This is a genomic window from Duganella radicis (assembly GCF_009720825.1).
In the GTDB taxonomy this organism is placed as follows: domain Bacteria; phylum Pseudomonadota; class Gammaproteobacteria; order Burkholderiales; family Burkholderiaceae_D; genus Rugamonas; species Rugamonas radicis.
Window position 1 is genome coordinate 16,232 of record NZ_WNKY01000055.1, and the last position, 21,718, is coordinate 37,949.

Below are 21,718 nucleotides of genomic sequence, written 5' to 3' on the forward strand. Positions count from 1 at the left end.
GATGCTCTCAGTTCTCACATGGAACGACTATTTAGCGCCACTAGCGGGCGGCTACTACCGGCGCCGGCGGTCGGGAAATATACCGGCACCAACACTCTCCCTACGGCATTTTGATCAGCAGGCCGGCGATCCCCAGCAGGCTGGCCGCGATCAGGCCCACCAGCCAGCGGAACTGGACGTCGCTGTGGTCCATGCGCTTGCCACTTTCGATGAACAGGGTATCGAGGCGCGCGCTTGTTTCCCTCGTCAGCGCATCAATGCGGGCAGTTGTTTCCCTGTGTGTTTCCGAAATTTTGGCGTCCACCAGCAGGAAATTGTCGTGCGATTCCTTGCGTGAGTCGGCAATTTTAGCCTCCACCAGACGCAGGTTGTCGAGCGACTCTTTGCGCGATTCGGCAATTTTCGCCTCAACCAGACGGAAGTTGTCGATCGCTTCCTTGCGTGAATCGGCAATTCTGGCTTCGACTGCCTTGAAATTTTCCTGCGTTTCACGCCGGAATTCGCTGATCCGGGCTTCGGTCTGCTTGAGATTTTCGTGCGTTTCCCGGCGCCCCTCGGAAATCTTGGCCTCGACCAGCCGGAAGTTGTCGCTCGCCTCCTTGCGCGAGTCGGCAATCCGGGCGTTCACCTCGTCGAGCCGGGCGCCCAGGTCCCGCCTGAGCATGTCGATTGCTGTCTCCATTTCTTCATCCTCCGCAGCACAATAGCGGTTGTCAAGCTGATCCGGTGCGTTCATGGCCCTTCTCCTTGTCGTACCGCCGAGCGTAGGCCGGCATCGCGGCGGCGGTATGATTTAGGTCAAAGGTGCGCTGTTGTTGCGCCGCAGCACACGGTTGGCGGTTTTGTGAATTTTGTGCCAACTCTGCATTAAAATGACGAGACCGTAACCCAGCTACCGACCTCGCCATGTCCGATGCCGCCGTCCAAGCTGTTCCCGCTCCCAAGAAACGCGGCCGCCCGCAAAAAGGCGAAGGCGGCGGGCTGCGCGCCGAGTTGATCGAGAAATCCGCCGAACTGTTCCGCACCAAGGGCTACGACAACACCACCGTGCGCGATATCGCCGCCGCCACCGGCATCCAAGCCGGCAGCTGGTTTTATCACTTCAAGACCAAACAGGACATCCTGGCCGCCATCATGGAGCAGGGCCTGCTGCGCGCGCTGGAGGAGATCGAGGCCGTCGCCGCCCAGCCGCTCTCGCCCAGCGCCCTGCTGCACCGGCTGGTCGAGGTCCACCTGCACGCCCTGCTGGCGCCCGACCACCATTTCATCGCCGTGCTGCTGTATGAATGGCGCTCGCTCGACCAGGCTTCGCGCGCCCGCCTGGTCGCCCTCAAGGACCGCTACGAGGCGATCTGGGACGAGGCGATTGCCGCACTGCACCAATCGGGTGCCTGGGTCACGCCCTCGCAGTTCGACCGGCTGCTGATCTTCGGCGCCCTCAACTGGACGGTGCAGTGGTACAAGCCGGGCTACGGCGCCGACGTGCAGCAGTTGGCGCAACAGGCCATGCGCTTCATCCTGCGCACGCCCGCGCCAGTTGAGGCACAATAGAGCATCCGTCCACCGTCAGGAATGTCCATGATTTACGAAATCGCCGAGTTGTACATCAAGCCCGAAGCCCACGCCGCCTTCCAGGCCGCCGTCGCCCAGGCGGTGCCGATTTTCAAGGCCGCCAAGGGCTGCCAGTCCATGCGTCTCGATCGCGATATCGAAACGCCGGACACGTATCATCTGGTGATCGAGTGGGAGACGCTGGAGAATCACACCGTCGATTTTCGCGGCAGCAGCGGTTTCCAGGACTGGCGCGGACTGGTCGGCGGCCATTTCGCGCTGCCGCCCAAGGTAGAGCATTTTGAAACCGTGGTGGCCGGCTTCTGAGCGGCCGCCACGCACCATGTGTCTCAGCAGGAGGCCATCATGACCCGCAGCATCCATCGCAACTTTGAGCAGGTAACGGACGCCGAAAGCGCCCGCAGCGCCCTGCTCTCCAGCGGTTTCCCGCAATCGAGCGTGAAGCTGACCAAGCACACCACGCTGGCGCCGAATGTGGCCACCAGCACGGTTGGCAATCTGCTCGATTCGCTGACGCCGGGCGGTCCCGCCGCCGCGGCCGCCGCGCGCCAGCGCAGCGGCGCCATGCTCACCGTCGATATCTACGATGACGACGAGCGCGACAAGGCCGATTCCATCATGGGCGGCTACGGCGCCCGCGAGGCCTGAGCCCGGGCGCCAGCCGGCGCCTCAATCCTGCCCGGCCAGCGCCGCCGTGTCATCGTCGGCGCAGCAGGCCGTGCCGGCGCCCAACTCGCGCTGCTGCCAGGCGCCGGCATCGGCCACGGTCAACGGCCGCGCATAGTAATAGCCCTGCAACGCGTGACAGCCAGCGTCACGCGCGGCGATCGCTTGCTCCAGCGTTTCGATGCCCTCGGCCACCACTTGCAGGTCCAGCGCGCCGGCCAGCTGGCAGATCGCCGTCACCACCGCCACCGCGTCGGGCGCCGGCAGCGGCGAAATCAGGCCGCGGTCGATCTTCAGGGTGTTGAGCGGCAGCTCGCGCAGCATGCTGAGCGAGGAGAAGCCGGTGCCGAAATCGTCCATCGCCACTTCGATCCCCAGCGCGCGCAGCTGTTGCAGCTGGGTCTGGGTATCTTCGAGATTTTCCACCGCCGCGCTCTCGGTGATTTCCAGCGTCAGGCAATGCGCGGGAATGCCGGTCTGCTGCAAAATCCGCTGCACCAGTTGCGGGAAGCCCTTGTTCAGCAGCTGCATCGGCGAGACGTTGACCGCCACCGGCACGCAGCCGCCGATCGCGCGCCGCCAGTCGGCGATCTGGCGGCAGGCGCGTTCCAGCAGCAGCGAGCCCAGTTCGGAAATCTGGCCGGTGCGCTCGGCGATCGCGATGAATTCCACCGGGCTGACCGGGCCGATGCCGGGGCGGTGCCAACGCGCCAGCGCCTCAAAGCCCAGCAGCCTGCCGCTGACGGCGTCGATCTTGGGTTGGTAGTCGAGATAGATTTCCTGGTTGCGGATGCCCTTGCGCAGCGCCTGTTCGTTTTCCAGCGCCGTGCTGCTCATCTGCGCGAAGCGCCGTTCGGCCATCGACAGCGAGGTGCCGGGGATGCGCTTGGCCTGGTACATGGCGGCGTTGGCGGCGCGCAGCAGCGCCTCGGCGTCGACCGCGTGGTCGGGGAAGATGGCCAGCCCCATCGAGGCGTCGATCACATACTCGCCGCCGGCCAGCCGCACCGGCCGCGCGCAGGCGGCCTGCAAGCGCGCCGCCAGTTCGCGCGGCGCGCCGCCTTCCGGATCGACGATGGCGAATTCATCGCCGCCCAGCCGCATCAGCTCGGCGCGCGCGCCCAGCACCTCGCGCAGCTGCGCGGCAAAGGCTTTCAGCAACTGGTCGCCGGCCACCAGGCCCTGGCTCTGGTTGAACAGCTTGAAGCGGTCGATATTCAGCACCACCAGCGTGCACGGCGGCGAGCCGTCGGTCAGGTAGCAGTATTCGTTGAGGCGCTGCATCAGCACCGCGCGGTTCGGCAGGCCGGTCAGCTTGTCGTGGGTGGCCTGGTGCAGCAGTTCGCGCGCGCTGGCGTTGCGTTCGGTGTCGTCGGTGATCAGGATGTGGGTGGCCAGCTGACCGTCCCACTCCACCCGCCACGCCTCGAAGCGCAGCTCCAGCTCGCGCCCGTCCGCCACCTGGCGCCGCCCTTCCCAGCTGGTGAGGTCGGTCTGGCCGCTTTGCAGCAAGCCGTGATGATGCTGGAGCAGCGCCTCGCTGAACGCTTGCGGCGGCAGGTCGGAAAAAGCGATGTGATGGTCCAGCCCCAGCGGCATGCCATAGATTGTGCGCGCCGCCGGATTGGCGTACAGGATGCGGGCGCCGTCGGTCACCACCACGCCTTGCAGGGAGTGCTCGGTCAGCTGCTGGAAGCGCGCGGCCAGCTTGCCGGACTCGCGCAGTGCGCCATCCAGCGCCGACAGCATGAACACCGCGCCGATCAGGGCGCGCAGCAAGGTGGCGATGACGATGTTGAGCGCCAGCGCCGGTTCGCCGTAGAAGATCAGCAGCAGCTGGTTCAAGCCCAGCGCGATCAGCAGCGGGCCGGCCAGCCGCACGCCGGCGCCGGTGCGCCACAGCCAGCGCATGGCCAGCGCGCCCATGGTCAGCAGCACGCTCATGTTGAACAGCGGCCAGTACAGCAGTTTGTGCTCGTTGTTCGGCAGCAGCAAGGCGGCCAGCGCCAGCGCGATGATCAGCGCCGCCGCGCCCTGCGGCAGGCGGCGCCCGGACAGCTGCGTCACGCCCGAGGACAGAAACAGCAGGTTGGGAATCGCGCCCAGCACCACCAGCGGGACGCCGAGCGTCTGCCACGGCGCCGGCGCGGCCACCGACACCAGGTAGCCGAACGGCAGCAGCGCGGCAAACAGGGTCGAGCAGCCCATGTCGCGCGCGAAGGTCTGGACGCGATGGCGCCGCCACACCAGCAGCAGCACCAGGCCCACCACCGCGTACATGCCGGCGCTGATCAGGTACAGGTAGTTCATGCGGCGGCCGGATGGTTGAACACCTGGCGCAGGTAGGCCAGGAAGGTCTCGTCCTTGCACACGGTCTTGCCGGGCGAGTCGGACAGCTTGGCCACCGACTGGCCGTTACAGCACACCAGCTTCATGACGATGTTGAGCGGCGCCAGGCCGACGTCATTGGTCAGGTGGGTGCCGATGCCGAAGCCGGTCATGATGCGGTCGGCGAAATGACGGTACAGGGCAATCGCGCTGTCCAGGTTCAGGCCGTCGGAGAACACCAGCCGCTTGGTTTTGGCGTCGATGCGCAGCGCCGCGTAGTGGGCGATGGCTTTCTCGCCCCACACCACCGGATCGCCGGAGTCGTGGCGCAGGCCGTCGAACAGCTTGGCGAAGTAGAGGTCGAAGTCGTCGAGGAAGGCGTCCATGCCGACCACGTCGGTCAGGGCGACGCCGAGGTCGCCGCGGTATTCCTGCACCCACGCCTCCAGCGAGGCTTTCTGGAAATCGCGCAGGCGCACGCCGAAGGCCTGGAACGATTGCATGTATTCATGCGCCATGGTGCCGATCGGGATCAGGCCGAACCGCATGGCCTGGTAGACGTTGGAGGTGCCCTTGAAATAGTCCGGCACGTCGCGCGCCAGGCGCTGCACCACCTCGTCGTGCCAGGCGCCGGAGAAGCGGCGGCGCGTGCCGAAGTCGGAAAACTCGAACGGGAAGCGGCGCGCCGGCTCGGCGCCGAAGGCGTTCAGCGCGGCGATCTTGGCCGCCAGCCGGGTGCGGCCCTCGGCCAGCGCGGCGGCCTGATCGAAGCGCCTGAAGTACAGTTCGTTGACGATGTACAGCACGTAGATTTCAAACCCCATCACGTGCACCTGCGGGCCGCTGGCGTGGATCACCAGCGTGCCGCCCGCGGTCCGCACATCGATGAACTTGCGCTGGAAGCGGAACACGGTGAGGAAGTCGACGAAGTCGCTCTTCATGTAGCGCAGCGAGCGCAGGTAGCTCAGTTCCTCGTCGCGGAAGCTCATCGAGCACAGGTGATCGAGCTCCTGCTCGACCTCCTCGCGCAGGTCGGCCAGCGGGAAGGCCGGGGTGTTGCGGCAGACGAATTCGTACTCGGTGTGCGAGTTGGGATGGCCGTGCAGTAGCGCCTGCCACATGGTGAATTTGTACAGATCCGTCTCCAGCAGGCTACGGACAACAGGCTGCTTCATGCGTTCCCCATCGCCACCGCGCGGCTGGCGTTGTCCAGCAGTTCCGGCAACACGTCGGCCGACTGCATCAGCTGCACGCCGCGCGCCTGCATGGCGCGCAGGAAGCTTTGGTACTGCGGCTCGAAGCCGCTCACCGGGCTGACGCAGTCGGTGATCAGCGCCAGCTTGCGCAAGGAAGCGGCGCCGTATTCCCGCTCGAAATAATCGGCGATGTGTTCTACCGTGGCTTTCACGCAGTGGCTGCCGGCCTCGCCGGCCACGTAGATGCGGTCGGCCTCGGCCAGCGAGCGCACGAACCTGGTGTTGAACTGGGTGTCGGGGTCGTCCTCGTACGGCACCTCGGCCTGCACGGCGGAATAGTGCTCGGTCCAGGGATTGGAGCCCTTGGCCAGCTTGGCGACGATGCCCAGCGCGGCCTCTTCCCAATGGCTGTAGGCGGCGCGCACGTCGGCGTGGACGTTATGGCCCCAGCTGCCGATCTCGCAGTGCACCGGCCACACCATCAGCCGGTAGCGGCCGGCGGCCTCCAGCCGGTCGAGGTAGTTCAATGCCAGCGCCAGGCCGGCCGGATGGCGCGGCAGGTATTTTTGCGCGCGCACCTCGGCGGCGGTGATCTCAGTGAACGGGGCGACCGGGGCGCCGTCGGCGGCGATCCAGAAGGTCGGATGGGCGATGTCGAAACGGTGGTGGGAATCGAGGGTGAGGCTGATCGCCGTGAGGCCGGCGCGGCCGCGGTTGATCAGGCTTGCCAGGCGCAGCATGTCCTGGTGGGCGCCTGGCACCGGCAAGGCTGGCGCCAGCGCTTGCCGGCTGACCGGGTCGATCGGCCGGTAGGTTTCCGGCAGGTCGCAAAAATCGTTTTGCGGGTCTATCATCAAAAGATGCAGATTCCGTTTCATGGGGACTCCGTTGCAATGAGCCCCCATGATACCCCAGCGCGGGGCGCCGATGTTGCTCAGGCGGCAATCGCCTCGATTTGCGCGCGGCTCTTGGCCAGCGCGGCGTTGACGGCTTCTTCGCCCATGGCCACGCCTTCGGCCACCACGAAGGTGACGTCGGTCATGCCCAGGAAGCCCAGCACCGAACGCAGGTAGGTGGTGGTGTGGTCGTAGGCGGCGGCCGGGCCGGCGCTGTAGGCGCCGCCGGTGGCCACGATCACATATACTTTCTTGCCGTGCACCAGGCCTTCGGGGCCGTTGGCGCCGTACTTGAAGGTGCGGCCGGCGCGGGCCACGTGGTCGATCCAGGCTTTCAGGCCGGAGGTCACGGAGAAGTTGTACATCGGCGCGCCGATGACGATGGTGTCGGCGGCCAGCAGTTCGTCGACCAGGGTGTCCGAGGTCTTGATGGTGAAGGCTTGCTCGGCGTTGCGCTGCTCGGCCGGGGTGAAGTAGGCGCCCAGCATTTGCTCGGTCAGGTGCGGCACCGGGCTGGTGGCCAGGTCGCGGGTGACCACGCTGGTCGAGGGGTCGGCTGCTTTCAGCTTGGCGATGAATTCCGCGCCCAGTTGGCGGGTCAGGGAACCGGTGCTGCGCACGCTGCTGTCGATGTGGAGTACGTTTGCCATGATGCTGTGTCCTTTCGGTGAGGGAATGGCCGCATCATAAAACGATTATAATATCGACGAAATGCGGTTTATTTCTATTTTACTTATCGATAAAATCGATCATGAGAGACCCCGGCCTTCCCTCCCTCGACCAGTTGCGCGTGTTCATTGCCGTCATCGACCATGGCGGCTTTGCCCACGCGGCGCGCGCCCTGCACCGCACCCAGTCGGTGATCAGTTACACCATTGCCAATCTTGAAGAACAGCTCAACGTCGCCCTGCTCGACCGCAGCAAGCGCAAGCCCACCCTGACCGAGGCCGGCAAGGCGCTGCTGGCCGACGCGCGCGCGGTGTCGCTCAAGGTCGACGGCATGCGCGCGCGCGCCAAGGCGCTGTCGGCCGGACTGGAGGCGGAGGTGTCGCTGGTGGTGGATGTGATGTTCTCGACCTGCAAGCTGGTGCGCATCCTGCACGCCTTCCAGAAGGAATTCCCGACCGTCTCCATGCGCCTGCGCACCGAGGCGCTGGGCGCGGTGACGCAGTTGGTGGTGGACGGCACTTGCCGCATCGGCATCAGCGGCTGGATGCCGGGCACGCCGGACGTGATCGAGCGCCAGGCTTGCGGCTTCGTCACCATGGTGCCGGTGGTGGCGCCCGACCATCCGCTGGCGCAGATCGAGGGCATCGTGCCGAGCGCCATCCTGCGCGAGCACACCCAACTGGTGTTGACCGACCGCAGCACGCTGACCCAGGGCCAGGACTTCGGCGTGCTGGCCCTGCGCGACTGGCGCTTGGGCGATCTCAGCTCCAAGCACGCGCTGCTGCGCAACGGCATCGGCTGGGGCAATATGCCGCTGGAGTTCGTGCAGTGGGATCTGGATGCGGGCCGGCTGGTGCAATTGCAGATCGCCGAGGGCAGTTCGTTCAGCTTCCCGTTGTACATCATCCGGCGCGGCGACGAGGAGCCGGGTCCGGCCACGCGCTGGCTGATCCAGCAATTCCTCGACCTCGAACAGGGCGGCGACACGCCGCTCAGCGAGCGCGAGGCCTGCGAGTTGCAGGCCCACGCGGCGCAGGCGCACGGCTATCACCAGTTGACCGCGAGCGGCGAACGCAAAATGCCGGCGCCGCCGCAGCCGGGCGCGCCGGCCGGGCTGGCGGTGGCCGCGCCTATTTCACTCCGGCCGCGCTGAGTTTGCCGCGCAGGCGGCGGATTTCTTCCGACAGGTCCACCACCAGCGCGGCCACGTCGTCGTTGGCTTCAAAGGTGCGCTCGATCTGACACAGCCGGCGCGCGCGCACCAGGTCGGCGCTGCTGAAACGCCAGCCGCCGCTGTGCTCGGGCGCGTCCTCCAGCAGGATGCCGGTGCGCACATGCTGCACCACCCATTCCGGTTCCACCGCGCACGCCTGCGCCAGTTCCTCCAGCGTCAGCGCGGCCTCGTCGTCGACCACCACGGCCGTCAAGATTGCCTGTCCCATTTCATCCTCCCGCGCGCGGATTGAAGGCCATTTCGCGCGCCATGGTTTGATACAGTTCGCGCTGCCGGTCGGTGGCGGCCGGCGGCAGCACCACTTCCAGCAGCAGATACAGGTCGCCGGCCTCCTTGCCGGGAATGCCGCGCCCGCGCAGGCGCAGCTTGCGTCCGCTTTGCGAGCCGGCCGGCACCGTCACGTTCACCTTGCCCGACGGCGTGCCGACCTCGATCTCGCCGCCCAGCGCCATTTCCCACGGCGTGACCGGCACGGTTTGATAGACGTCGCGGCCATCGATGCGGTAGCGGGCGTCGGCGCGGAACTGGATTTCCAGATACAGGTCGCCGGGCCCGGCCGCGCCGGGCTGACCCTGCCCCGACAAGCGCAACTGCTGGCCGGCCGTCACGCCTTTCGGGATGTTGACGCTGAGGTTGCGCTCGCGCGTGACGATGCGGTCCTGGGCGTCGCGCTCGGCCACCATCAGGCTGATGCTGCGGGTGGCGCCGTGGTAGCTGTCGGTCAGCTCGATGGTGATGCTGGCGTGGCTGTCCTCGCCGCGCTGCGGCGCCTGCTGGCGCCGGCGGCCGCCGCCCAGGTTGGCGAACAGGTCGGCGAAAAAGTCGCTGCCCGGATCGCCGCCGCCAAAGCCGCCGAAACCGCCCGCGCCGGCCGCGCCGCCACCGTTGCCGCCAAAGCCGCGCCCCCAATCGGGCGGCGGGCGGAATTCCTGGCCGGCGCGGTAGTGCTGGCCGCGCCCAAGGTCGTCATAGGCCGCGCGCTTTTCCGCGTCGCCCAGCACGCCGTAGGCTTCGTTGATTTCCTGGGTTTTCTTTTGCGCGTCGGCTTCCTTGCTGACGTCCGGATGGTATTTGCGCACCAGCTTGCGGTACGCCTTCTTGATTTCCTCCTCGGAGGCCGTCTTGGCCACGCCCAGCGTCTGGTAGTAATCCTTGTATTCCACGTTGCCCGCTCCCGTATTGCACCGCTGCCAGTCTAGCGCAAATGTACAAAAGGTGCGGGCCGCTTGGCGCCTTCGTTGTGCCGCCGCCGGTGCCGTCAGACGTAGCCGGTGCTGGCGCTGGCCAGCTCCGCCGCCGTCACCAAGCCCTTAAATTGCCCCTCACTGACCAGCGGCAAGCCGTTCTCGGCAGCGTAGCCGAACTGCACGGCCGGCAACTGTTCAAGCCGGGCGCGCAGAGCGGTGATGCGGCCGAACTGGCTCTGATCGATGGCGCGGTGGAAGTCGTTCCAGCGCACAATGCCGGCAAAATAGGCGTCGGCAATGGTCGGGCTGTCACCGCACAGCCAAGGCCGGTCGCCCAGCAGCAGCTCCAGTTGCTCATGGGCCGTCTGCACCAGTCCGCTGCCAAGCTTGGCATATACCGCGCTGTCCTCGTCGCTCACGCCGCGCAGCGCTTTCCAGTACGGCAGGTAGGACGAGAAATAGCTGGTATGAAGAAAACCCAGCAGCATGTTGAGGCGATCGAGACCAGCGCCCGACTTCGGCCCCATGCGTGGATCGTCGGAGCGGGCAGCAATGTGATTCAGGATGGCCAGGCTTTGCGCGATCACCTTGCCATCGGCCAACAAGCCAGGTGTCTGGCCCAGCGGGTTAATCCGGCGGTAATCGTGATTGGCAGCCTCGTCGGCAAACGGCACCCTGCACAGCCGGTAAGGCAGGCCAGACCATTCAAAGGCAATCACGGCACCCAGCGAACAACCGCCAGGCGTAGCAAAAAACAATACGGGCTCCATATAATTCCTCGTTCAAAATGCCTGCCAGGATGGTTTCCGCGACAGGCTGTTCATGAAAAACTGGCAGGCGAAGCGCTCGCCCCAGCACATGGAACGCAGCATACGGCTGGCGCTATTGCATGACTAGACGGGTCAATTGGATTGCAATCATCCGTTTTTAGCAGTAATCTGGCGGCATGCTGGATTTAAATGACATCGCGCTGTTCGTGGAAGTGGTGCAAAGCGGCAGCTTTGCGGAGGCGGCGCGCCGCCTGGGCATTCCGCCCAACACAGTGAGCAGGCGCATTCAGTCGCTTGAGGCGCAGCTTGGCACGCGGCTGTTGCAGCGCTCCACGCGCAAGCTGTCTCTGACTGCCGCCGGCGAGTTGCTGCACGAACGCAGCGCGGTGGCCGTGGGCGGCCTGCGCGAAGCGGGCCAGGAAATCGCACTGGGCAGCCGTGAACCCAGCGGGCGGGTACGGGTGGCCGCCCCTGCCGACTTTTTCGATTACTTCCAGATGGCGTGGCTCGCGGAATTTCTTGCCGACCACCCGCGCGTGCGCGTGGAGTTTGTTCTCAGCGATGCGCTGTCCGACCTGATCGCCGAACGCATCGATGTCGCCTTTCGCGCCGGCGCGCTGGCCGACTCCGGCTTCGTTGGCCGCCAGGTCGCGACTGGCAACAATATGCTGATGGCCAGCCCCGCCTATCTCGCCCGGCGTCCGGCGCCAGCCACGCTGGCGGCGTTGCTCGAACACGATTGCGTGGGCTTTGCGGGCCCCAATGGCCAGGTGCCGTGGCGCCTGGCACGCGCGGATGCGGCTGTCGAGGAAATCGCCTTCCAGGCCAGGTTTACCGGCAACACCATGCAGGCCATGCGCAAGGCCGCCCTGGCTGGCCTGGGCATCGCCCTGCTGCCGCACCGGATCGCCGCTGGCGACCTGCGCGATGGCAACCTGGTGCAAGTGCTGCCCGATTACCACGTACCGGGTACGGGCATGAATATCGTGTACCCGAGCCGGCGCCACCTGCCGCCCGCGGTCGCCATCTTCATGGACTGGGCTGGCGAAAAGTTCAAGGGGATGTAGGCCGGTACGCTCAGACTCTTGTGGTGCGTGCTTCGCTACTTCACTTTCTTCGGCTCCACTTCGCGCACTGAGGAAATCATATTGTCGAATCCTTTCAGCTCGCCGTACTCGCCTTCCTTGAGCACCATGCATTTGCCCTTGTAGTGCTTTTCCGCGCACACCTCCCAGGAGCCCTTGTGCACCACCACGCTGGAGGTCTTGTCGTTGAAGCCTTGCAGATCCAGATCCGGCGCCGCCTCATGCAGCGTGATGGCCGGCCCGCCCAGATGTTCGCGCGTGTACAGCGTGATGTCACCTGCCCAGACCACAGGGCTGGCACAGAGTAGAAAAGCGGCAAGAATACGGGGCATGGAGCATCTCCGGAGGGCTGAGCACGCATCATAACGCGCAAAACTGTTAGCAACACAGTAAAATTGTGCGTTTCTGTAACGCACTTTCCGCCCCATGCCGCATACCTTCACCCTGCCCAATATCCGCCGTGAAATCGCCTCCCTGTGGACGCTGGCGTGGCCGGTGCTGATCGGCCAGCTGGCCAATGTCGGCATGGGCGTGGCCGACGTCGCCATGACCGGCCACACCAGCGCCGACGAACTGGCGGCGGTGTCGCTGGGCGCCTCGGTGTGGGGCATCATCCTGGTGACGGTGACCGGCATCATGATGGCGGTGAACAGCATCGTCGCCCACGACGTCGGCGCCGTCGCGCTGGACAAGGTGCCGCACACGGTGCGCCAGGCGCTGTGGGCCAGTGTCGGCGTGGGCGCGGTGGCGGCGCTGCTGGCCAATGTGGCCACGCTGGTGTTCGACCACCTGTACCTGACGCCGCATGTGCAGCGGCAGGCCTCGCTGTTCGTGCACATCATCAGCATCGGGCTGGTGCCGCTGGCCGCGTATCGCGCGCTGTACGGCTACAGCACCTCCATCAACCAGACCAAGCCGGTGATGGTGATCGCCATCCTCGGCCTGCTGTTCAATGTATTGGTCAACTGGCTGCTGGTGTTCGGCCACTGGGGCTTGCCCAAGCTGGGTGGCGTGGGCTGCGCGGTGGCGACCGGCCTGTGCATGTGGCTGATGCTGGGCGCCATGCTGCTGTGGATACGCGTGGCGCCGGCCTACCGCGCCACCGATCCGTTCACACATTGGGAATGGCCGCACTGGCCGGAGATCCGCTCCACGCTGCGCCTCGGCCTGCCGATCGGCGTGACCTACTTTGCCGAGGTCAGCGCGTTTGGCGCGGTCAGCCTGCTGGTGGCGCGTTACGGCGTGGTGGAAGTGTCGGCGCACCAGATCGCACTCAACTTCAGTTCACTGACGTTCATGGTGCCGCTCAGCTTTGGCATCGCGCTGATCACCCGCGTCGGCCAGGCGGTGGGCGAAGGCGACGCGGTGCGCGCGCGTTTCGTCGCCTGGGTGGGCGTCGGCATGGCGCTGGCGTTTGGCCTGCTGTCGGCCGTGCTGATGGTGGCGTTCCGCCAGCAGATCGCCGCCGCCTACACCTCCGATCTGGCGGTGCAGGCGCTGTGCGTCTATCTGCTGTTGTTCGCGGCCTTGTTCCAGCTGTCGGACGCGACGCAGGTGGCCACCTCCAGCGCGATCCGCGGCTACAAGGTCACGCGCCAGCCGATGCAGATCCAGCTGCTGGCGTTCTGGGGCTTCGCGCTGCCGCTGGGCTGCTGGCTGGGCCTGGGCCGCGACATGGCGGCGGCCGGTTTCTGGATCGGCCTGTGCATCGGCCTGACGGTGGCGGCGGTGCTGCTCAGCTGGGCGCTACACCGGCTGGCGCTGCGCCGGGTCGCCGAAGGAAAAACGGTTTTCTAGCGCGGATTCAGAATCTTGCCGTCTCGCCACGGCCGGGAGCGTCTGGTATCGTCTTGGCTTCCGCAACCAAGAGACACACCATGCGCTTCATACTCTGCTTCCTCGCCCTGCTGGCCGGCGCCAACGCCACCGCCGAAAAACTCACGCTGGACCGTATTCACAGCGATCCGTCGCTCAGCGGTCCGGGCGTGCGCAGCCTGAAGGTGTCGCCGGACGGCGCCCGCGTCACCTTCCTGCGCGGCCGCGAAGACAATCAGTTCCAGATGGACCTGTGGGAGTACAACCTCAAGGACAAGACCATGCACCGCCTGGTCGATTCCAAGCGCCTGGTGCCGGAAGAGAACCTGTCCGACGCCGAGAAGGCGCGCCGCGAGCGCGAGCGCATCGCCAGCCTGAAGGGCATCCTCAGCTACAGCTGGTCGCCGGACGGCAAGCGCCTGCTGGTGCCGATCGCCGGCAACCTGTACCTGATCGACGTGGCCAGGCCGGATCAGGCGCGCATGGTCGCTTCCGGCAATGTGTTCGATCCGAAGATTTCGCCGCAGGGCCGCTACGTGTCCTTCGTGCGCGACCAGAACCTGTTCGTGATCGACCTGTCGAGTGGCAAGGAAAAGCAGCTGACCACCGATGGCAAGGGCACCATCCACAACGGCGAGGCCGAGTTCATCGCGCAGGAAGAGATGTCGCAAACCACCGGCTACTACTGGGCCCCGGACGATTCCGCCATCGCCTACAAGCGCTACGATGAAACGCCGGTGCCGGTGGTGCGCCGTTTTGAAATCTTCGCCGACCGCACCGAGGTGGTCGAGCAGCGCTACCCCGCCGCCGGCGATCCCAACGTGCTGGTGGAATTGAAGATCGTCTCGCCGGCCTCCGGCGAAATCCGCGACGTCGCGCTGGGCGCGGAAAAAGATATCTATCTGGTGCGCGCCGACTGGAGCGCCAACAGCAAGGCCCTGCTGTTCCAGCGCCAGTCGCGCGACCAGAAGAAACTGGAGCTGGTGTCGGTCGACGCCGCCACGCTGGCGCAAAAAGTCCTGATCACCGAAACCTCGCCAACCTGGGTCGGCATCTTTGACGACCTGCGCTTCCTGTCGGATAACAAGGGCTTTGTGTGGTCCTCGGAACGCAGCGGCCGCAAGCACCTGTACCTGTACGACATGAACGGCAAGCTCAAGCACGCCATCACCGCCGGCGAATGGGGCATCGACCGCCTGCTGGCGCTGGATGAAAAGAACGGCCGCGTGTATGTGGCATCGAACCGCGACGCCGTGGTCGACAGCCAGACCTACGTGCTCAAGCTGGACGGCAGCAGCGCCGACAAGCCGACCCGCGTGACCCAGGGCGACGGCTGGCACGACTCGTCCTTCGCCCGCAATGGCGAAGTGTTTGTCGACACCTACTCGAATCCGGACACGCCGCCGCAAGTGAGCATCCGCCGTCCGGACGGCAGCATGATCCAGTGGCTGGAGCATAACGAGCTGAACGCCAACCACCCTTACGGCAAGTACCTCGACGCGCACCTGAAAACCGAGTACGGCACGCTGAAGGCCAAGGATGGCCAGACCCTGTACTACTCCATCATCAAGCCAAGCGGCTTCGACGCGGGCAAGAAGTATCCGGTGTTCCTGTCGACCTACGGCGGCCCGCACTCGCAGCACGTGTCGCGCAAATGGGGCAACTTCTTCGACCAGTACATGGCGCAGCAGGGCTTTGTGGTCTGGCGCCTGGATAACCGCGGCTCCTTCCGCCGCGAGCGCGCCTTCACCGACGCCAACTACCATCAACTGGGCCGCGTGGAAGTGGAAGACCAGCTGACCGGCATCGAGTGGCTGGGCAAGCAAAGCTTCGTGGACGCCAGGCGCATCGGCGTGTTCGGCTGGAGCTACGGCGGCTTCATGACCTTGCGCCTGCTGGCGGAAGCGTCGGACAAGATTGCGATGGGCGTGTCGGTGGCGCCGGTGACCGACTGGTCGCTGTACGACACCCACTACACCGAGCAATTCATGGGCACGCCGAAAGAGAACGCGGCCGGCTATGAATACAGCGGCGTGTACTCGCATCTGGATGGTTTGAAATCGCCGCTGCTGCTGATGCACGGCATGGCCGACGACAACGTGCTGTTCACCAACACCACGCGCATGATCGACGCGCTGGTCAAGCGCAATGTGCACTTCGAGCTGATGACCTACCCGGGCGGCAAGCACGGCATCTCGGGCCGGGCGCCGCAGCGTCACGTGTACGGGAACATCGAGGCGTTCTTCAAGAAGAATCTGAAGCCTGAGTAAAACAAAAAGCCGCTGGTGACAGCGGCTTTTTCATGGAAAGGCGGTCGATTAGTTGCGGTTGCCTTTGACCACGTCTTCCACGGCTTCCTTGGCGTCGCCGTAGCCTTTCTGGATTTTGCCTTCGGCCTGCTTGTTCAGGCCTTTGGCTTGCTGTTCCGAGCTGCCTACCAGCTTGCCAGTGCCTTCCTGGATTTTGCCGCCGATTTCCTTGGCTTTACCTTTGACTTGGTCCTTGTTCATGATGAACTCCTTCTGAGCTAAAGCACATGCAGCCCAGTGCTGCATGCATGTCCACCACTATAGGCAGCTCATGGTCGAGCTTCTGTGCGATCCCGAACGCAACGCCACACACTGGCCAGCCACGGCTGCTGCTCGCGCGGCAGTCCTTCGGGCCGGTAGTAGTGGCGGATCGGCGTGAAGCCGGCATCGATCAAGTAGCGCTCCCAAGTCTCGTAATCGTAGTAGCTGCCGTAGCGCGGGCCGTTCCAGCCTTCGCGGTTGTCGCCGCGCGGGTTGGAACTGAACAGCACGCCGCCGCTCTTGAGCGCGCCATGCAGATCGCGCAGCACCTGCGGCAGCGCCACGCTGGGCACGTGGAACAGCGAAGCGTTGGCGTAGATGCCATCAAAGTGCGCGGCCGGCAAATCCAGATGGACGAAATCCTGCCGCCACACCTCGCAGCCGCTGAACGTCCGCGCCATCTCCACAAATCGCGCCGAACCATCGATGCCGATGGCTTCATGCCCCATGACCTTGAACGCCTTCAAATCCCGCCCCGGCCCGCAGCCCAGATCGAGCAAGCGGTATGGCGCCGGCGCCGAGATCGCTTCCAGCAGCGCCGCAATATTCTGGCTCACATCATGATCGATGGTGCCGGCAAAAAACTGCTCAGCCGTGCGCTCGTAGTGCCGCAGCGTGGTTTGTGTAATTTGATCTATCTTTTCTTGTTCCATGCCGCCAGTGTACCGCGACACAGAAAAGCGACGCTTCCTCTGTAAATCTCTTCTGTCATGCGAGGAATCGCTATATAGTTAGCCTATAGCAACGCGCTAATCACCGAGGAGATAAATATGAAACTTGATGCCCTGTTCCAGAATCCAACTGCGTTGCCCACCGCGCCCAAGGTCGTGGAAGAGCTGATCAGCAGTTTCGACAAGGCCAGCGTCTCGACCGAAGAGATCGCGAAAAAACTGTCGACGGACCCGGTACTGAGCGCCAAGCTGCTGCGTCTGGCCAACTCGGCCTACTACCATGTCTCGCGCAGCATCGGCACCGTGGAGGACGCCGTGCTGATGCTCGGTTTCGTCACCGTGCGCACGCTGGTCATCAGCTCCGGCCTGGTCAGCGGTTTCAAGACCGTGCCCGGCCTCGACCTCAAGCAATTCTGGAAATACAGCCTGCACACCGCCGTCTCGGCCAAGTGGATCGCCAAGAAAACCAAGGAAAACACCGACCTCGCCTTCACCATCGGCATGATGCACGCCATCGGCCAGCTGGTGATCCATTCGGCCGCGCCGGAACAGGCCATGGCCCTCGACAAAGTGGCCGGCCCGCTGGATTCGCGCCGCCTCGACGCCGAACAGGCTTCGCTGGGCTACACCTTCGCCGACGTCGGCGCCGAACTGGCCAAGCGCTGGAAATTCCCGCACACCTTCTCGGAAACCATCTCGGCCTTCCCGGAACCACACCACAACGGTGAACTGAACCGCCTGGCGGCGGTGGTGGCGCTGGCGGCCTGGCGCGCGCGCGTGGCGCAAGCCGAGCTGACCGACGACGAAATCGCCGCCTGCTACCCGGTCGACCTGGCCGAGGAACTGGGCCTGGAAGACAACGCCTTGATCGACGACATGCCGCCGCCGGACGAGCTGAGCGCCGGCCTGGAAGAGCTGGTCAAGTAAAAATTAATCTTTAGTTATCAAAATCCGCCTGTTTTGCCGCAGGCGGATTTTTTTTCGATTTTTTTCAAAAAACCCTAAAGTTCCCGTTTAAGGCGACGTTAATCAGGACATGCGGTAATCCGCTTTAACTTAGCCAGGTGGGAATATGACCTCTTCCGAAGTCCTCTCGATGTATGAAAACATTGCCGGTTTGACCACTCAGATGGCGGCCGCCGCACGCATGGGGGATCTGGACCGCCTGGGCAAGCTGGAAACCGAATGCGCCGGCGAGGCGCGTGCCGTCGCCACCGGCGTGCCAGCCCTGGCCGGCGCCCAACGCCTGCGCAAGATCGATCTGCTGAAACAAATCCTGGCCAACGACCGCGACATCCGCGACGCCACCGATCCCTGGATCAACACCATCCCCGGCATGGCCCGTCAATAAATCGATTAGTTACCCCAAAGGCGCCGGTGCGCTTGTGACGCTCAAGAGCGTTGCAAAGCCACCGGCGCTTTTCTTTTCTGTAATACTTTGAAATTGGTCATGTGGCATGACCTGACTTTGCAGCAGACTGGGCGAATGTCGAATATCGCTCCGCCCGCCCGTTATGACATGCCTTGGAAAGCGGCGTTGACGCATGCCTTCCGGGCCTTCATGGACTTCTATTTCCCCGATTTCAGCGCCCTTATCGACTGGCGCCAGCGGCCGCGCTTTCGCGACAAGGAACTGGCGAGGCTCGCTTTCAGCGCCGCACCCGATGTCATGGTGGCCGACAAACTGGCCGAGGTGTGCCTGCGCGAGGGCGGCGGGCGACAGGTGCTGGTCCATATCGAAATTCAGGCACAGCGCGACCCCAAACTGGCGCGGCGCATGCGCGACTACAATGAGCGTATCGGCGAGGCATATGGTTTGCCGGTAATCAGCCTGGCGCTGCTGGCCGATGAACATCCCAACTGGCGGCCGCGCCGCTTCCGCCAGCAATTGCCGGGCACGGTGAAGGAGTTCACTTTCAGCATCGTCAAGCTGCTCGACTACGTGGCCGACATCGCCGCGCTGGAGGCATCAAACAATCCGATCGCCTGGGTCACGCTGGCGCACTGGCACACGCAGCAGGCTCATCATGATCCGGACAAACTCTACGCGGCCAAAGTCCATATGAATGGATTAGTGTTCCAGCACCGCTGGAACAGAACGCGCATAATCACACTACTGGCGATAGCCAACTGGATGATGACCTTGCCTGAGCCGTATCACCAACGCTATTTGCGGGCCATTTCCCGGTTGGAAAAGGAGGATGACATGAGACTGTACAATCAAGTGGAACAAACCTACATCGACAATGGCATCAAGATAGGCCTGGAGCGGGGCCGGAAAGAAGGCCTGAAACAAGGCATTGAACAAGGCATTGAACAAGGTATCGAACAAGGCATCGAACAAGGGCTGGAACGAGGGCGCAAGCAAGGAGCGGGGGCGTTGCTGGAACGGCTGCTTGAGCAGCGCTTCGGCCCGTTGCCGCAAACCGCGCGCAAGAAATTGGCCAGGGCCAGCGTGGAGCAGCTTGAACACTGGAGCGATGCGCTGGCGGCAGCGCAATCGTTGAAGCAGGTATTGGGATAATGCGGCAAAAGTTCAGCACGGATTAGCGGGGACGCAGCTTTGACCTCCTCGTCCCGCCAATCCATAATGCCTTTCCTTATCCTTCCAGCGCCACGCGCAGCGACAGCGCGATGCCCTGCGCCGCCTTGTTGATTTCGTCCAGCGACGGGAAGCTCGGGGCGATGCGGATGTGGCGATCCTTCGGATCGACGCCATACGGGAAGGCCGCGCCGGCCGGGGTCAGGGTGATGCCGGCTTCCTTGGCCAGCGCCACAGTGCGCCTGGCCGCGCCGTCCGGGGTAATCAGGTCGATGAAGTAGCCGCCTTCCGGACGGGTCCACGACACCCCTTCCACACCACCCAGACAGGCCTGGAACTGTTCCAGCACCGCATCGAATTTCGGCTTCAGCAGCTGGCGGTGTTGTTCCATCAGGGTTTCCACGGTCGGCAAGTCTTTCAGGAAGCGCACGTGGCGCAGCTGGTTGATCTTGTCCGGGCCGATGCTGCGCAGGCCGGCGTGCCTGGTCCACCACGCGATATTGGCCGGCGACGCCGCCAGCGCCGCCACACCCGAACCGGCCCAGCTCACCTTGGAGGACGAGGCAAACACAATCGCGCGGTCCGGATTGCCCGCCTTGGCGCAGGCGTCGAGGATATTCGCCACCGCCAGTTTCTGCGCGCCGAGGTGGTGGAAGCGGTAAGCGTCATCCCACATCAGGCGGAAGTCCGGCGCGGCGGTTTTCATGGCCGCCAGGCGCTGCACCACCGCGTCCGAATACACCACGCCGCCCGGGTTGCTGTACTTCGGCACGATCCACATGCCCTTGATGCTGGCGTCCTCGGCCACCAGCTTTTCCACCAGATCCATGTCCGGACCTTGCTCGTTCATCGGGATATTGATCATCTTGATGCCACGCGCCTCGCAGATGGCGAAGTGGCGGTCGTAGCCGGGCACCGGGCACAAGAAAGTCACCGGGTTTTGCACCCATGGCGCATGGCCGGGCACGCCGTTCAGCAGGCTGTAGATGATCACATCGTGCATCAGCGACAGGCTGGAACTGCTGTCCACCACCACTTGCGCGGCCGGCACATCCAGCAACTGGCCGAACAGCTCGCGCGCCTCCGGCAGGCCGATGGTGCCGCCATAGTTACGGGCGTCGGTGCCGTCGGCGGCGATGTAGCCGTCCAGCGCGGCGGTCAGCGCGTTGGACAGGTCCAGCTGCTCCGGCGCCGGCTTGCCGCGCGACATGTCGAGTTTGAGGCCGAGTTGTTTGAAGGCTTGGTACTGTGCTTGATAGCTCATTGGCGGGGGGCATGAATATTAAAAAAATACTATACCCCAGATCGCTTGAGCGGACGCAGAGCTTACAGCTATATGCTTATGCGCTTAGCGTATTACGAGGCGGCCGATTCGGGGGCGGGATCGGGCACCGGAGCGAATTCCTGTACCGGTTCCTCGGCCTTTTTCTTGCGGAAGCCCTGCCAGATTTTCAGCGGGCCTTTGCCGGCATTCTTCTTGCGCCAGACGACGAAGCCGCCACCCAGCAGCGCCAGCAGGCCGACACCGCCGGCGATCAGCGGCAGCGTGCTGGATTGTTCGGCCGGCTTTTCTTTTTCCTTTTCTTTCTTGTATTTCAGCTTGGGCAGGACGCGCACCTGCTTGGTCGGCACGGAAGCCGAGGCCGCCGATGCGGCAGCGCTGGCCGACGATCCCTCGGTGCCAGCCGCCTTGGCCGCGTGCGCCTCCGTCTCGCCCTGCGCCGACATGCTGGCCGACGCCATCCCATCCTTGCCCGCGCCGCCAGCAGCCGCATGTGCCGCCCCCTGCCCCGCGTCCCCGGCCGAAGCGGCCGCGCTGGCCGGCGTCGCGGTTGGTGCAGCCGCAGTGGCCGGTAGCGCCGCTTTCGCTGCTGCGCTGGCCGGTAGCGCCGCTTTCGCAGCCGCGCTGGCGGGCGCTGCCTGGATGGTGGTTGCCTTGGCCGCTGCCGCATCGCCATGCCCGGCCGTCGCCGCACTGCTGGCCGCGCCGTTCTTCGCCGCCGCAGCGGCGGTGGCCGCCGCCGGCGCCGCGCCGCCCAGCGCACCTTGCAGCGCCTTCAACTTACCTTCCAGCTCAGTGATCTTGCCGGACAACTCCGCATTATGCTGATCCAGCGCCACGCACTCCTTGGCGCTCATGCCGGTCGGCGCGCACGACGCCGGCGCGGGCCGCTTCACGCCCTTCGGCAGCGGCAGCGGCCCCAAAGGCAGCAAAGCCTGCGACACCGACACCGGCACCTCCGCCGACTCTTCCCTGGCAGACGGTTTGATCGGCTTGCCGTCCGCCGACACCAGCACACCCGCAATCCGCCGCGCCGCCTCCTTGACCTCGCCCGGCTTGCCAGTCTCGGCCTCATGCATCGACGGCAACGGCGCCGGCTTGCTGCGATCGCGCACCGGCGCCGCCGCGCTTGCCGCGCCGCCTTCTGTCCCCGCACCAACCACAGCCGCAGCGGATGCCGGGCCTGCCGCGGCCGCCGCTCCGGTGCCCACTGCGGCGCCCTTGCCCGCGCCGGC

Annotated in this window: 23 protein-coding genes; 10 read left to right on the top strand and 13 right to left on the bottom strand. The window is 64.8% G+C overall.

Annotated elements, in window-relative coordinates:
• Positions 1–100: 100 nt before the first annotated feature.
• Positions 101–736: a hypothetical protein gene (locus tag GM676_RS32470; protein WP_229262899.1), complete on the bottom strand. Its 636-nt coding sequence runs from the start codon at positions 734–736 to the stop codon at positions 101–103.
• A gap of 170 nt (positions 737–906) precedes the next feature.
• Here GM676_RS32470 and GM676_RS27915 point away from each other — a divergent pair, with 170 nt between their 5' ends.
• The 3 genes from GM676_RS27915 to GM676_RS27925 are packed head-to-tail and all read left to right on the top strand — an operon-like array spanning position 907 to position 2,220.
• Positions 907–1,551 (top strand): TetR/AcrR family transcriptional regulator, encoded by a 645-nt coding sequence (locus GM676_RS27915; protein WP_155467538.1) that lies wholly within the window; start codon positions 907–909, stop codon positions 1,549–1,551.
• 27 nt (positions 1,552–1,578) lie between these two features.
• A complete protein-coding gene (locus GM676_RS27920; RefSeq protein WP_155467539.1) occupies positions 1,579–1,878 on the top strand; it encodes an antibiotic biosynthesis monooxygenase family protein in 300 nt (99 codons plus the stop codon).
• Positions 1,879–1,917: 39 nt separating this feature from the next.
• A complete protein-coding gene (locus GM676_RS27925) occupies positions 1,918–2,220 on the top strand; it encodes a hypothetical protein (RefSeq protein WP_155467540.1) in 303 nt (100 codons plus the stop codon).
• Positions 2,221–2,241: 21 nt separating this feature from the next.
• On the opposite strand, the gene GM676_RS27930 is transcribed toward GM676_RS27925, so the two are convergent.
• The 4 genes from GM676_RS27930 to GM676_RS27945 are packed head-to-tail and all read right to left on the bottom strand — an operon-like array spanning position 2,242 to position 7,308.
• Positions 2,242–4,548, bottom strand: coding sequence for a putative bifunctional diguanylate cyclase/phosphodiesterase (locus GM676_RS27930; RefSeq protein WP_155467541.1), 2,307 nt, complete (start codon positions 4,546–4,548; stop codon positions 2,242–2,244).
• On the bottom strand, positions 4,545–5,741 hold the full coding sequence (gene pncB / locus GM676_RS27935; RefSeq protein ID WP_155467542.1) for a nicotinate phosphoribosyltransferase: 1,197 nt from the start codon (positions 5,739–5,741) through the stop codon (positions 4,545–4,547). Before pncB ends, GM676_RS27930 begins: the two co-directional genes overlap by 4 nt.
• Positions 5,738–6,640: a cysteine hydrolase family protein gene (locus GM676_RS27940; protein WP_155467543.1), complete on the bottom strand. Its 903-nt coding sequence runs from the start codon at positions 6,638–6,640 to the stop codon at positions 5,738–5,740. The genes pncB and GM676_RS27940 overlap by 4 nt, the downstream gene beginning before the upstream one ends.
• A gap of 56 nt (positions 6,641–6,696) precedes the next feature.
• Positions 6,697–7,308, bottom strand: coding sequence for an FMN-dependent NADH-azoreductase (locus GM676_RS27945; RefSeq protein ID WP_155467544.1), 612 nt, complete (start codon positions 7,306–7,308; stop codon positions 6,697–6,699).
• Between the two features lie 101 nt (positions 7,309–7,409).
• On the opposite strand from GM676_RS27945, the gene GM676_RS27950 reads away from it, so the two are divergent.
• Positions 7,410–8,480, top strand: a complete 1,071-nt coding sequence (locus GM676_RS27950) for a LysR family transcriptional regulator (protein WP_155467545.1) — start codon at positions 7,410–7,412, stop codon at positions 8,478–8,480.
• On the opposite strand, the gene GM676_RS27955 is transcribed toward GM676_RS27950, so the two are convergent.
• From GM676_RS27955 to GM676_RS27965, 3 genes are all read right to left on the bottom strand, one after another.
• Positions 8,458–8,769 (bottom strand): chaperone modulator CbpM, encoded by a 312-nt coding sequence (locus GM676_RS27955; RefSeq protein WP_155467546.1) that lies wholly within the window; start codon positions 8,767–8,769, stop codon positions 8,458–8,460. The genes GM676_RS27950 and GM676_RS27955 overlap by 23 nt on opposite strands.
• 1 nt (position 8,770) lies before the next feature.
• Entirely contained in the window at positions 8,771–9,724 is a 954-nt protein-coding gene (locus tag GM676_RS27960; RefSeq protein ID WP_371866395.1) for a DnaJ C-terminal domain-containing protein, read from the bottom strand.
• A 95-nt stretch (positions 9,725–9,819) separates the two neighbouring features.
• Positions 9,820–10,506: a glutathione S-transferase family protein gene (locus GM676_RS27965; RefSeq protein ID WP_170304373.1), complete on the bottom strand. Its 687-nt coding sequence runs from the start codon at positions 10,504–10,506 to the stop codon at positions 9,820–9,822.
• Positions 10,507–10,694: 188 nt separating this feature from the next.
• Between GM676_RS27965 and GM676_RS27970 the strand changes: the two genes are divergently transcribed.
• Positions 10,695–11,585, top strand: a complete 891-nt coding sequence (locus GM676_RS27970; RefSeq protein ID WP_155467548.1) for a LysR family transcriptional regulator — start codon at positions 10,695–10,697, stop codon at positions 11,583–11,585.
• 35 nt (positions 11,586–11,620) lie between these two features.
• Here the strand turns inward: GM676_RS27970 and GM676_RS31645 are convergent, their stop codons facing one another.
• Positions 11,621–11,935: a beta/gamma crystallin-related protein gene (locus GM676_RS31645; protein ID WP_170304374.1), complete on the bottom strand. Its 315-nt coding sequence runs from the start codon at positions 11,933–11,935 to the stop codon at positions 11,621–11,623.
• A gap of 94 nt (positions 11,936–12,029) precedes the next feature.
• On the opposite strand from GM676_RS31645, the gene GM676_RS27980 reads away from it, so the two are divergent.
• Together GM676_RS27980 and GM676_RS27985 are read left to right on the top strand one after the other, a co-directional pair.
• A complete protein-coding gene (locus GM676_RS27980) occupies positions 12,030–13,400 on the top strand; it encodes an MATE family efflux transporter (RefSeq protein WP_155467550.1) in 1,371 nt (456 codons plus the stop codon).
• An 80-nt stretch (positions 13,401–13,480) separates the two neighbouring features.
• Positions 13,481–15,688, top strand: a complete 2,208-nt coding sequence (locus GM676_RS27985; protein WP_155467551.1) for a S9 family peptidase — start codon at positions 13,481–13,483, stop codon at positions 15,686–15,688.
• Between the two features lie 48 nt (positions 15,689–15,736).
• Here GM676_RS27985 and GM676_RS27990 read toward each other — a convergent pair whose 3' ends face one another.
• Positions 15,737–15,928, bottom strand: coding sequence for a CsbD family protein (locus tag GM676_RS27990; protein ID WP_155467552.1), 192 nt, complete (start codon positions 15,926–15,928; stop codon positions 15,737–15,739).
• Between the two features lie 68 nt (positions 15,929–15,996).
• Positions 15,997–16,641, bottom strand: a complete 645-nt coding sequence (locus tag GM676_RS27995; RefSeq protein ID WP_155467553.1) for a class I SAM-dependent DNA methyltransferase — start codon at positions 16,639–16,641, stop codon at positions 15,997–15,999.
• Between the two features lie 117 nt (positions 16,642–16,758).
• On the opposite strand from GM676_RS27995, the gene GM676_RS28000 reads away from it, so the two are divergent.
• From GM676_RS28000 to GM676_RS28010, 3 genes are all read left to right on the top strand, one after another.
• Positions 16,759–17,586, top strand: a complete 828-nt coding sequence (locus GM676_RS28000) for an HDOD domain-containing protein (protein ID WP_155467554.1) — start codon at positions 16,759–16,761, stop codon at positions 17,584–17,586.
• Positions 17,587–17,731: 145 nt separating this feature from the next.
• Positions 17,732–18,010, top strand: a complete 279-nt coding sequence (locus GM676_RS28005) for a flagellar protein FliT (RefSeq protein ID WP_155467555.1) — start codon at positions 17,732–17,734, stop codon at positions 18,008–18,010.
• A 99-nt stretch (positions 18,011–18,109) separates the two neighbouring features.
• Positions 18,110–19,183, top strand: coding sequence for a DUF4351 domain-containing protein (locus tag GM676_RS28010; RefSeq protein ID WP_155467556.1), 1,074 nt, complete (start codon positions 18,110–18,112; stop codon positions 19,181–19,183).
• 76 nt (positions 19,184–19,259) lie between these two features.
• Here the strand turns inward: GM676_RS28010 and GM676_RS28015 are convergent, their stop codons facing one another.
• The gene (locus tag GM676_RS28015) at positions 19,260–20,465 is read right to left on the bottom strand and encodes an aspartate aminotransferase type Ic (protein WP_155467557.1); all 1,206 of its coding nucleotides are present in this window, start codon (positions 20,463–20,465) and stop codon (positions 19,260–19,262) included.
• A gap of 92 nt (positions 20,466–20,557) precedes the next feature.
• Positions 20,558–21,718, bottom strand: a 1,161-nt coding sequence (locus GM676_RS28020) for an LPXTG cell wall anchor domain-containing protein (protein ID WP_155467558.1), incomplete at its 5' end; no start/stop codon positions are given.

Coding starts and splice junctions, on each gene's coding strand:
- GM676_RS27985 (WP_155467551.1), top strand. CDS start 13,481: ATGCGCTTCATACTCTGCTTCCTCGCCCTGCTGGCCGGCGCCAACGCC.
- GM676_RS31645 (WP_170304374.1), bottom strand. CDS start 11,935: ATGCCCCGTATTCTTGCCGCTTTTCTACTCTGTGCCAGCCCTGTGGTC.
- GM676_RS27930 (WP_155467541.1), bottom strand. CDS start 4,548: ATGAACTACCTGTACCTGATCAGCGCCGGCATGTACGCGGTGGTGGGC.
- GM676_RS27990 (WP_155467552.1), bottom strand. CDS start 15,928: ATGAACAAGGACCAAGTCAAAGGTAAAGCCAAGGAAATCGGCGGCAAA.
- GM676_RS27945 (WP_155467544.1), bottom strand. CDS start 7,308: ATGGCAAACGTACTCCACATCGACAGCAGCGTGCGCAGCACCGGTTCC.
- GM676_RS27980 (WP_155467550.1), top strand. CDS start 12,030: ATGCCGCATACCTTCACCCTGCCCAATATCCGCCGTGAAATCGCCTCC.
- GM676_RS27970 (WP_155467548.1), top strand. CDS start 10,695: ATGCTGGATTTAAATGACATCGCGCTGTTCGTGGAAGTGGTGCAAAGC.
- GM676_RS27925 (WP_155467540.1), top strand. CDS start 1,918: ATGACCCGCAGCATCCATCGCAACTTTGAGCAGGTAACGGACGCCGAA.
- GM676_RS27950 (WP_155467545.1), top strand. CDS start 7,410: ATGAGAGACCCCGGCCTTCCCTCCCTCGACCAGTTGCGCGTGTTCATT.
- GM676_RS27995 (WP_155467553.1), bottom strand. CDS start 16,641: ATGGAACAAGAAAAGATAGATCAAATTACACAAACCACGCTGCGGCAC.
- GM676_RS27915 (WP_155467538.1), top strand. CDS start 907: ATGTCCGATGCCGCCGTCCAAGCTGTTCCCGCTCCCAAGAAACGCGGC.
- GM676_RS28015 (WP_155467557.1), bottom strand. CDS start 20,465: ATGAGCTATCAAGCACAGTACCAAGCCTTCAAACAACTCGGCCTCAAA.
- GM676_RS27920 (WP_155467539.1), top strand. CDS start 1,579: ATGATTTACGAAATCGCCGAGTTGTACATCAAGCCCGAAGCCCACGCC.
- GM676_RS28005 (WP_155467555.1), top strand. CDS start 17,732: ATGACCTCTTCCGAAGTCCTCTCGATGTATGAAAACATTGCCGGTTTG.
- GM676_RS27940 (WP_155467543.1), bottom strand. CDS start 6,640: ATGAAACGGAATCTGCATCTTTTGATGATAGACCCGCAAAACGATTTT.
- GM676_RS32470 (WP_229262899.1), bottom strand. CDS start 736: ATGAACGCACCGGATCAGCTTGACAACCGCTATTGTGCTGCGGAGGAT.
- pncB (WP_155467542.1), bottom strand. CDS start 5,741: ATGAAGCAGCCTGTTGTCCGTAGCCTGCTGGAGACGGATCTGTACAAA.
- GM676_RS27955 (WP_155467546.1), bottom strand. CDS start 8,769: ATGGGACAGGCAATCTTGACGGCCGTGGTGGTCGACGACGAGGCCGCG.
- GM676_RS28000 (WP_155467554.1), top strand. CDS start 16,759: ATGAAACTTGATGCCCTGTTCCAGAATCCAACTGCGTTGCCCACCGCG.
- GM676_RS28010 (WP_155467556.1), top strand. CDS start 18,110: ATGTGGCATGACCTGACTTTGCAGCAGACTGGGCGAATGTCGAATATC.